5 protein-coding genes and 1 pseudogene are annotated in these 2527 nt (G+C 37.8%); all 6 read right to left on the reverse strand.

What is annotated here, in order from left to right:
- A pseudogene (locus A9G31_RS02000) lies at positions 1-221 on the reverse strand (ribonuclease H-like domain-containing protein); the annotation flags it as partial.
- Positions 208-1083 carry an ATP-binding protein gene (locus tag A9G31_RS02005; protein WP_065560215.1) on the reverse strand — a complete coding sequence of 292 codons (876 nt, stop codon included), beginning with the start codon at positions 1081-1083 and terminating at the stop codon, positions 208-210. The gene A9G31_RS02005 and the pseudogene A9G31_RS02000, both read right to left, overlap by 14 nt.
- The gene (locus A9G31_RS11720) at positions 1070-1231 is read right to left on the reverse strand and encodes a hypothetical protein (protein WP_176700337.1); all 162 of its coding nucleotides are present in this window, start codon (positions 1229-1231) and stop codon (positions 1070-1072) included. The genes A9G31_RS02005 and A9G31_RS11720 overlap by 14 nt, the downstream gene beginning before the upstream one ends.
- A 182-nt stretch (positions 1232-1413) precedes the next feature.
- The gene (locus A9G31_RS02010; RefSeq protein ID WP_065560216.1) at positions 1414-1815 is read right to left on the reverse strand and encodes a hypothetical protein; all 402 of its coding nucleotides are present in this window, start codon (positions 1813-1815) and stop codon (positions 1414-1416) included.
- A complete protein-coding gene (locus tag A9G31_RS02015; protein WP_065560217.1) occupies positions 1815-2108 on the reverse strand; it encodes a hypothetical protein in 294 nt (97 codons plus the stop codon). Before A9G31_RS02015 ends, A9G31_RS02010 begins: the two co-directional genes overlap by 1 nt.
- A 102-nt stretch (positions 2109-2210) precedes the next feature.
- Positions 2211-2495 (reverse strand): hypothetical protein, encoded by a 285-nt coding sequence (locus A9G31_RS02020; protein WP_065560218.1) that lies wholly within the window; start codon positions 2493-2495, stop codon positions 2211-2213.
- Positions 2496-2527: the final 32 nt, after the last annotated feature.

The following is a 2527-nucleotide window of genomic DNA, read 5'->3' on the forward strand; positions in this document are numbered from 1 at the left end:
CCATCATTGATTGCATAACCAATACAAACAATTTGACCAAAACCGCCGTTTAAAGCGGTTTTTCGATACGCCGGTTCTTTGTTTTCTTCAATCCAAGTACTTATCGCTTCGGGTTTTTTATAATTTGCCGGCGCTGTTAAATTGCTTTGAATATAGTTTTTTATATTGTCAGACTGGGTTGGAATTGTTTCTATATCGAAATAAATATTAAACTGTCTCATTATTTTCACCTTCTGAAAGCTTTATCTTTAACTGATTGTAGTGCTCTATAACTTCTTCTTGCTCACTGCATCCACGTAAGTTATTAAAACTAATAGCGAATAATTTCTGCAGTTCATCCAAAGATGAAATATTAGAGGTCTTTTCTTTGAAATTATTAACTTCCGCCTGCTCTTTTGTAACACCGTTATTTAACCACGCCAGCAATTGCTCGCCAGTTTCTGATGTAATCTTAAAAATTTTGCCGTCAAATAACCGCGTTCTATCTTTTGTTGATGTTGCATTGTGATTAATATCAATATCAAACATGACAGTGAATTCATATTCCATTCCGTCGCGCTGAATCGGTGCCATGCCAACTTTTTTGGGGGCTTGTTTACCGTTATCGTTAACTTGTAGCACATATTCTTGCTTGCTTCGCATTGTTGCGATAATGTGACACGGACTTGCTAGCATTGCATTAACTAGCGCATTATGCTCCGGCGTGATGCTTCTCCAAGCTGTGTAGCCATTTCCCTTACCGCTATCTGCGATTTTCCCTTGTTTATCCAATAAACCTCCATCGCCTGCCCATGCGTGAGAAAGACTATCGATAATAATTACGTCATAATTAGCCTGCTCGAACGCCTTAATTGCCTGTAGATATTTATCTATAGTGTAGGGGGCTTCAATTTGAATAATGCCATAGTCGCCTAAATCAGCATATAAATCACCGCTACCTTGTTCTGTGTCAATTAACCCTACCTTTTGACCCAGCCCAAAAGCTAACAGCAATGATGAGTAAGTTTTACCTGCGCCACTGGGTGCTGCTATACCCAATCTTAATTTTGCTTTTTTTCTAACTGCCTTTCTAATCTCTACCATATCGAACCTCATTTAAATGCGTGTCGCTTTCTTGTTTTTGAACTTGTAAATTAGCTAGTTCCGTTAAATCAACTCTGTACGCTTCTGCTATATCAATAATCATTCTTGATTGAATTGGTAGCGAGCTATATATTTCTTCCCACGTCATTATCTTTACTCCGTTGCCACTTCTAACATCCATCGAATCAGCCCAAGCAGTCCGCCGAATGTCAAAACATAGGTACAAAAAAGGGCGTATATTTGCTCGCCCTTGTTTAGTTTGTAATTAATATTAAATCGGTCTGTGTCATGTACATTACAGCCGACATGGTCAATCGGTATTGTGTTCATTTAGACGTCCTCGGGTCTTTTTGTGAGTGAGAGACGCCAGCTAACTCCGTCGATGTTTATTTCTAACACACTGTCGCAACCCTCCCACCCATCACTATCAACCCAATCATATCTAACATTGTTTATGAAAGGCTCGCTGTCGAAAAAATACACACAACCATTACACCCCAATACTGCCCATTTCCATTTTTCGTTAATCATCGCCCACATTTCACGTGAAATTGGCAACGGCGTCGGTTGCGGTGCGATGCGATATTTTATATCTAATGAAACGTAATCGGGGTCTGCTAAGCACCAATCGTTGTCATCAACTTTATATTCGACCTGTATACCCTGCATTTTTGCTAATAAAATCTGTACCATGTGCTCTTGATGTGCATTTTGCGGTGTTAATTTTTCCATTATTCACTCCTCAATTCTTCGAAAAACCAATCTGTTATGTCTATGTCTTCGCATTCACAAGGCGACGCACAATAAGCGAAGCCAATACGTCTTTTGAATAAGTGATTTTGTCTAGATATAACAATCAATGATGCAAGCAAGTATGGAGCAAATCTAGATGCCTTAGTTCCAGAAAACCAAGGAATATCAGCATCCAAACATGCATTTAACACTAATGCTAATTCATGTTCAGTTTTACATTCAACATACCAATCTTGCAGTGTTAATCGCTCAATAATCTTTTTACTTGTCATTGTTTTATCCCCTTTCTGTCTGCTAATTCTGTAAAAAAGCCCTCAAAAGAGGGCAAAGGATTTGCATGTACTCGTCTTTCCGAGTTGTCAAAATTCGTTAGCTTAATAAAATGATTTTTTATTTTTTTCATTAAAATGAAATTCAGCTTTTTCATAACATATGAGCTTTAATGCTTTTTGAACTGAATCAGTGTCAACATCATCCCAACCAAACGCTTTCATTATTTTTTTTTCAATTTCTAGATAATCACTATCGCTGAGTTTGTCATAAAGTTCGTTTGATTGAGCTTTAATTTCTGCTTCTTTAGCATCTTGTATTTCAGTGCCGCTCATCATGTTGCAATAAGCATTTTCGTAACCGTTCTCTACAGCTCTATGTAACATCATCTATCTCCTTTTATTTCAAACTCAAGCGCACT

It is taken from the genome of Gilliamella sp. Gris1-4 (assembly GCF_001690335.1).
In the GTDB taxonomy this organism is placed as follows: Bacteria; Pseudomonadota; Gammaproteobacteria; order Enterobacterales; family Orbaceae; genus Gilliamella; species Gilliamella apicola_P.

Excerpts from the sequence above, each read along its gene's own strand:
- A9G31_RS02015 (WP_065560217.1), bottom strand. The coding sequence starts at position 2,108 with ATGACAAGTAAAAAGATTATTGAGCGATTAACACTGCAAGATTGGTAT.
- A9G31_RS02005 (WP_065560215.1), bottom strand. The coding sequence starts at position 1,083 with ATGGTAGAGATTAGAAAGGCAGTTAGAAAAAAAGCAAAATTAAGATTG.
- A9G31_RS11720 (WP_176700337.1), bottom strand. The coding sequence starts at position 1,231 with ATGACGTGGGAAGAAATATATAGCTCGCTACCAATTCAATCAAGAATG.
- A9G31_RS02010 (WP_065560216.1), bottom strand. The coding sequence starts at position 1,815 with ATGGAAAAATTAACACCGCAAAATGCACATCAAGAGCACATGGTACAG.
- A9G31_RS02020 (WP_065560218.1), bottom strand. The coding sequence starts at position 2,495 with ATGATGTTACATAGAGCTGTAGAGAACGGTTACGAAAATGCTTATTGC.